Genomic DNA, 6,316 nt, shown 5'->3' with positions numbered 1-6,316 from the left:
GCAACGCTTTGGCGGGCGCTTCAGCATGATCGGCAACCTGGCGCACCTGGGGCTGGCGTACCTGAAGATTGACGGTAGCTACATCCGCAACATCGATCACGAGCAGCACAAACGGCTGTTCATCGAGGCCATCCAGCGCGCGGCTCACAGTATCGACTTGCCGCTGATTGCCGAACGGGTCGAGACGGAAGGCGAGCGGCGAGTGTTGAAGGAGATGGGTGTGGGCGGGATACAGGGGCAGTTGGTAGGCGAGCCCGCGCCCTGGCGCTGAGTTGTCGTACTGGCAGTTCCGGCCCTATCGCCGGCAAGCCAGCTCCCACAGATACTGCACAGCCTTTGAAGTCGGTGCAGTGCCTGTGGGCGCTGGCTTGCCGGCGATAGGGCCAGAGGAGCCACCAGAAAGCAGTGGCCAAGCTGATTACCGCTCGCGCAGCGCTTCCGAACGCGCCTTCATGATCGGCTTGAGCAAGTAGCTCATGATGGTCTTCTTGCCGGTCATGATGTCCACCGTCGCCACCATCCCCGGGATGATCAGCAGCGGCTTCTCGTCAGTCCCCAAGTGGCTGCGATCGGTGCGCAGTTTGATCAGGTAATACGTGGTCTTCTTGTCCTCATCGGTGATGGTGTCTGCGCCGATCTGCTCCAGCTTGGCCTTGAGCCCCCCGTAGATGGTGTAGTCATACGCCGTGAACTTCACCGTCGCTTCCTGGCCAGGGTGCAGGAAGGCGATGTCCTTGGGCAGGATCTTCGCCTCGATGACCAGCGTGTCGTCCAGCGGCACCACCTCGATGATATCGCTGCCAGGCTGGATCACCCCGCCAATGGTGTTGACCAGCATCTGCTTGACGATACCGCGCACCGGCGAAGTGACCAAGGTACGGTGCACCCGGTCGTCCAGCGCCTTGCTGGTGGCGGTGGCCTTGTTCAGCTCGGTGCGCGCCTCGTTCAGCTGGGTCAGCGCCTCGCTGCGGAATTTGCCACGGGTTTCTTCGATCTTGCTTTGCACCTCACGAATGGCCGCCTCGGCACGCGGGATAGCCAGCGCGGTGGAGTCCAGCTGGCCGCGGTTTTCCACTTCGGCACGACGCAGGCGCAGTACTTCTACCTGCGAGATCGCACCTGTGGCCACCAGCGGCTCCGACATGCCGATTTCCTTGCGCAGCAATTCGAGGCTGTTTGCGTACTGCGAGCGTTTGGAGCTGTACTCGCGCAGTTCCTGCTGGCGCTGCACCAACTGTTGCTGCAGGCCGCCAATCTCGTCTTGCAGTTGCTGACGACGGCTCAGGTACAGCGACTCTTCGTTCGCGGCCTGGCTTGGTGCAGCTTTGCGCAGCTCTTCGTCGATTTTCAGCGGGCTGTCCTGCACCTCGGCACTCAGGCGCTCGACCCGCAAGGCCATGGCCAGGCGGTCCGCCTCGGTTTCACCGACGTTGGAGGCAAAGCGGGTTTCATCCAGGCGCAACAGCGGCTGGCCGACTTCGACAATCTGCCCCTCCTTGGCGAATATTTCGGCGACGATGCCGCCCTCCAGGTTCTGGATCTTCTGCACCTTGGAAGACGGAATGGCCTTGCCTTCACCTCGCGTGACTTCGTCGATGCGGGCGACGCTGGCCCACACGATCAGGAACACGAAGAACAGGATCACGCCCCAGATGGTCAGCCGTACTACCCGCGGCGCATCCTCGATCAGGGCTTTGTTGACCTCGGGCAACGGTTGCCCGCCCAACGAGTCGCTGCCTTTGAAATAGCGCCGCAGGCCGCTCTTGAACTGCCCCATATCCAGCTTATGCAACACTGATCTGCCCCTTCTTCAGCGCATCCATGACCGCGGCTTTCGGGCCATCGGCGACAATCTGCCCGCGATCGATCACGATCAGCCGGTCCACCAGCGACAGCAGCGAGGCACGGTGCGTGACCAGCAGCACTGTCTTGCCTTCCACCACCGCCTGCAGGCGCTGCTTGAGGCGTTCTTCACCGGTGTTGTCCATGGCGCTGGTCGGTTCGTCCAGCAGCAGAATCTGCGGGTTGAGCAGCAGCGCTCGGCCCAGGGCGACGTTCTGGCGCTGGCCGCCGGACAGGTTTTGCCCACGCTCGCCCACTTGCAGCTCGTATCCGTCCGGGTGCAGCCTGGCAAACTCGTGCACGCCGGCCAGTTCGGCAGCCTGCAGGATAAGCTCGTCTTCGATGTAGCGGGCGCCGCTGACCAGGTTGTCGCGCAGGGTGCCGGCCAGCAGCTGGATGTCCTGCGGCACGTAGCCGATGTTGTGGCGCAGCTCGCTGACGTCGATCTGGCGGATATCCACGCCATCCACCAGCAACGAGCCACCATCGGCTTCGTACAGGCCGACGATGAGCTTGGCCAGGGAGCTCTTGCCCGAGCCACTTCGGCCAATGATGCCGACCTTTTCGCCGGGGCGTATGGTCAGGTTGATGTTTTTCAGGGCCAGGTTCTGCTGGTTGGGGTAGGTGAAGTCGACCCCGCGAAACTCGACGCTGCCCTGCAGCACTCTGCGGCTGAGTGGGCGCTCTTCGAAGTTGCGCTCTTGGGGCAGCTCCATCATGTGGTCGGTGGAGACCATGGTCACCTTGGCCTGCTGGTAGCGGGCAAGCAGGCCGTTGAGCGACCCGAGCGGGCCGAGCGCGCGGCCGCTGAGCATGTAGCAGGCCACCAGGCCGCCCATGCTCAGGTTGCCGTCGATGATCAGGTACACGCCGACGCAGATCATCGCCACACCTGCCAGTTGCTGGATCAGCAAGGTGATGTTCATCGCCAGGCTCGACAGCACCTTCACGCGCAGTTCCAGCCGGCTGAGGGTGCCGAGGGTCTGCTCCCACATGTACTGGCGTTCGCTTTCGGCGTTGTTGACCTTTACCGCATCCAGGCCGGCCAGGGTTTCGATCAGGCTGGACTGGCGCTCCGAGGCCAGGGCCATGGTCCGCTCCATGGTCGCCATCAGCGGCCGTTGCAAGGCGTAGCCGATTCCCAGAGCCAGCGGGAAGGCGATGATCGGGATCCATACCAGGTGCCCGCCAATGATGGCGATGACGACCAGGATCAGGATGGTGAAGGGCAGGTCGATCAGGCTGGTCAGGGTCAGCGAGGCAAGGAAGTCGCGCAGGCCCTGGAACTCGTGAATATTCTGGGCAAAACTGCCGACCCTTGCCGGCCGGTACTTCATCGACATGCCGACGATGCGTTCGAACAGTGTCGCCGAAATGATCAGGTCGGTCTTTTTGCCGGCCAGGTCCAGGCAAAGCCCGCGCAGGCCCTTGAGGATCAGGTCGAAGATGTAGGCGCCGGCAATACCGATGGCCAGCACCCAAAGCGTCGAGGTGGCCTGGTTGGGTACCACGCGGTCATACACGTTCATCACGAACAGCGGCGCGGCCAGGGCGATCAGGTTGATTACCAGGCTGGCGGCGATGGCATCGATATACAGCCATTTGCTGCGCAGCAAGGTGTCGCGGAACCACGACTTTGTCCGCGGGATGAGATTGCCGTGGTTGACGTCGAACTTGTGTTGCGGCTGGGCGAAGAACACCCGGCCGCTGTAGTCGCTTTGCAGCGCTTCGCGGCTGACGTGCACTTCGCCGCCGTCGCTCTCGCTGAGCAGCAGGCGCGCGGTGTCATCGTTTTCCCAGCCCAGCAGGACGGCGCTGCGGCCTTCTTTGAGCAGCAGCATGGCCGGCATGGCGATTTTCGGGATCTGCTCCAGCTTGCGTTGCAGCAACCGCCCCTGCAGCCCGGCCCGGGCGGCGGCGCGGGGCAGCAGCTCGGGGCTCAGGCGCTGGGCAGGCAGCGGCAAGCCGGTGGTCAGCATGACCCGGCTGGCAGGTTTCTGGTGCAGGACACACAGGCTCAGCAGACTATCCAGCAGGGGGTCGTCATGCTGACTGCGTGGATCGTGGCTGAGTTGGACTCGACTGACTTCGGATTCCACGCGGCGCTCTCTTCATCCTTGTGGGTGGGTGGGGTGGGTGTGCCGCCGTACAGGCTGGCGGGCTCACCCTGGCTCTCTATGGTCTGTACCAGGCTGTGGGGCTGGGGACGCTGGCGTCCTCACGCCGGGGCAGGCCAATGGTCGCCTTGAATCGGTGTTGAGTAAACAATTCTACGTGGTTCATTTCTACCAGACGTGACTGGGTCATGGATGTTTCATTTTTGATCCGGTAGGCGACCTGCTGGAAATCAGTTTGCAGCATAGCGTTCCTGATGCGAGTGGCAGCGAGGGGGTCACTGTCCAGCTTAGTCATTGTCATTAAACAGGCGCTGCTTTATTGGCGTAACGCTGTAAGTATTTAGTCAAAATTTATCTATAAAAAGCCGATCTCCAGGGACTCTGTGTTCAATAATTGCCGCCCGGATTCTGCAATGGAGTGACGGTAATGGCTGTCCCCACACTCACGTCTTTGATTTACAACATTTTCCCTGTCATTTGACAGCGTGAGGGCAGGTGTCTTTTGGTGATTTTGGCGGCCACGGACCATAGCGCTGCCTGGCCTGCAGGCCGCTATGTGGTTGGCTTCCCGGCAAGGTTTGTGCGTGTGTATCGCCTGTGGGGCAGGTGGCGGAATCTTTGACGCCTCAGACTTTGACAGACCCCATCGAAGGCGTGCCCCGAGGCGTGTTTCACGATCGCCGAAGGGGCTGAAACGGCACCTGAACCGCCAACGTTATCCGCTTTAAATGAAGCACGGCATTTGCCCCCCGGAAACGGTTGGCTAAGGTTCGAATATCAATGTGACATTACATTGCCGATTGTTTAGGATGGCCTGTATAAGGTCAATAGTTTGGCAGTTAAGTAATTCCAAATAGTTATAGACGGAATATTGGCGTCAAAAACGCCAGATGATCAATGACATAGTTCCGCCTGAAGTGGCTTAGAAGTGCCGCTCTGGCAGGGAAGTACCCACAGGGTCACACGGAGAGTCCAATGAGCAGCGTTGTAGCCATCGTCAAAAGTATTGTCGGCCAGGTTATTGCGGTATCCCCAGAAGGCATCCGCCGTGTGCTCATCGAGGGTGACCGTCTGTTGTCCGGTGATGAGGTCCTCACTGGCCCTGGTGGCGCAGTAACTTTGGAACTGGCTGATGGCCGTCTGCTTGACCTTGGCCGTGACACCCAGTGGAGTGCCGATGCTCCCGACAGCAGCACCGACCTGAGCCAGGCCACCGCACAGGCTGCGCCGTCGGTTGAAGAGCTGCAGCAGGCGATCGCTGCGGGTGTCGACCCTACTACCGAGCTTGAAGCTACTGCGGCCGGCCCGTCGGCAGCAGGCGGTGGTGGCGCGCTGGGCGGCGGCCACAGCTTCGTGATGCTTGAAGAAACCGCAGGCAGGGTCGATCCGACTGTTGGCTTCCCGACTGACGGGCTGGGCTTCGCTGCGGTATTGGACAGTGAAGAGGTTGGCCTGCTGGACACCAATGGCAACAACCTGGTGACTACGCCGACCACAGATACCAACGTTGCTACTGACCTGATTCTTGGCGCCACGCCTTCTATCAGTGAAGCGGGTGGCGTAATCGTCTATACCGCCACGGTTGGCCAGGCACCGACCACCAGCCTGGTAATCACGCTGTCAAACGGTGCCGTCATCGTCATTCCGGCCGGGCAGACCAGCGGTAGCATCAACGTCGTGGTGCCGGCGAACGATACGCCCTATATCGATGGTGGCCAGATTTCGGCGACCGTGACAGGTGCCACCGGTGGCGGTGGGTTGACTGTAACGCTGCCGCAAACGCCTGCAGTTACCCAGGTCACCGATACCATCGACAGCACCACCGCGACCCTGACCGCCTCGCCAAGCGTGACCGAAGGCGGCGTGATCACCTACACCGTGACCCTGAGCAACCCTGCCCAGACGCCGGTGATCGTGACCCTGTCCAACGGCCAGACCATCACTGTTGAAGCGGGCAAGACCCAGGGCAGTGTCGACTTCCAGACCCCGGCTAACGACGTCTACAACAACGGTTCCACCGTCAGCGTCACCATCGATAGCGCCACTGGCGGCAACTTCGAGCAACTGACCCCGAACCCGACCCCTGCTCAAACCACGATCAATGATTCGGTCGACACCACTACCGCGACCCTGACGGCGAGCCCGTCGGTGACCGAAGGCGGCGTGATCACCTACACCGTGACCCTGAGCAACCCTGCTCAGACGCCGGTGACCGTGACCCTGTCCAATGGCCAGACCATCACTGTTGAAGCGGGCAAGACCCAGGGCAGTGTCGACTTCCAGACCCCGGCTAACGACGTCTACAACAACGGTTCCACCGTCAGCGTCACCATCGATAGCGCCACTGGCGGCAACTT

The 6,316-nt window shown here is 61.2% G+C and carries 4 protein-coding genes; 2 read left to right on the top strand and 2 right to left on the bottom strand.

All coding sequences use genetic code 11. From position 1 onward, the window contains the following. Positions 1-271, top strand: a 271-nt coding sequence (locus HP547_RS25290; protein ID WP_172288119.1) for an EAL domain-containing protein, incomplete at its 5' end; no start/stop codon positions are given. 147 nt (positions 272-418) lie between these two features. Here HP547_RS25290 and HP547_RS25285 read toward each other — a convergent pair. Both HP547_RS25285 and HP547_RS25280 read right to left on the bottom strand, forming a co-directional pair. Then, positions 419-1,777 (bottom strand): HlyD family type I secretion periplasmic adaptor subunit, encoded by a 1,359-nt coding sequence (locus HP547_RS25285; RefSeq protein WP_172226867.1) that lies wholly within the window; start codon positions 1,775-1,777, stop codon positions 419-421. Positions 1,778-1,784: 7 nt separating this feature from the next. Beyond that, positions 1,785-3,941, bottom strand: coding sequence for a type I secretion system permease/ATPase (locus HP547_RS25280; RefSeq protein ID WP_172226847.1), 2,157 nt, complete (start codon positions 3,939-3,941; stop codon positions 1,785-1,787). A gap of 993 nt (positions 3,942-4,934) precedes the next feature. Between HP547_RS25280 and HP547_RS25275 the strand changes: the two genes are divergently transcribed. Next, a partial coding sequence (locus HP547_RS25275; protein ID WP_172288117.1) for a retention module-containing protein occupies positions 4,935-6,316 on the top strand: 1,382 nt, incomplete at its 3' end.

Origin of the sequence: Pseudomonas sp. CM27 (genome assembly GCF_013179515.1) — a bacterium.
Classification (GTDB): Bacteria; Pseudomonadota; Gammaproteobacteria; order Pseudomonadales; family Pseudomonadaceae; genus Aquipseudomonas.
This window is presented reverse-complemented; position numbering and strand designations above follow the sequence as displayed.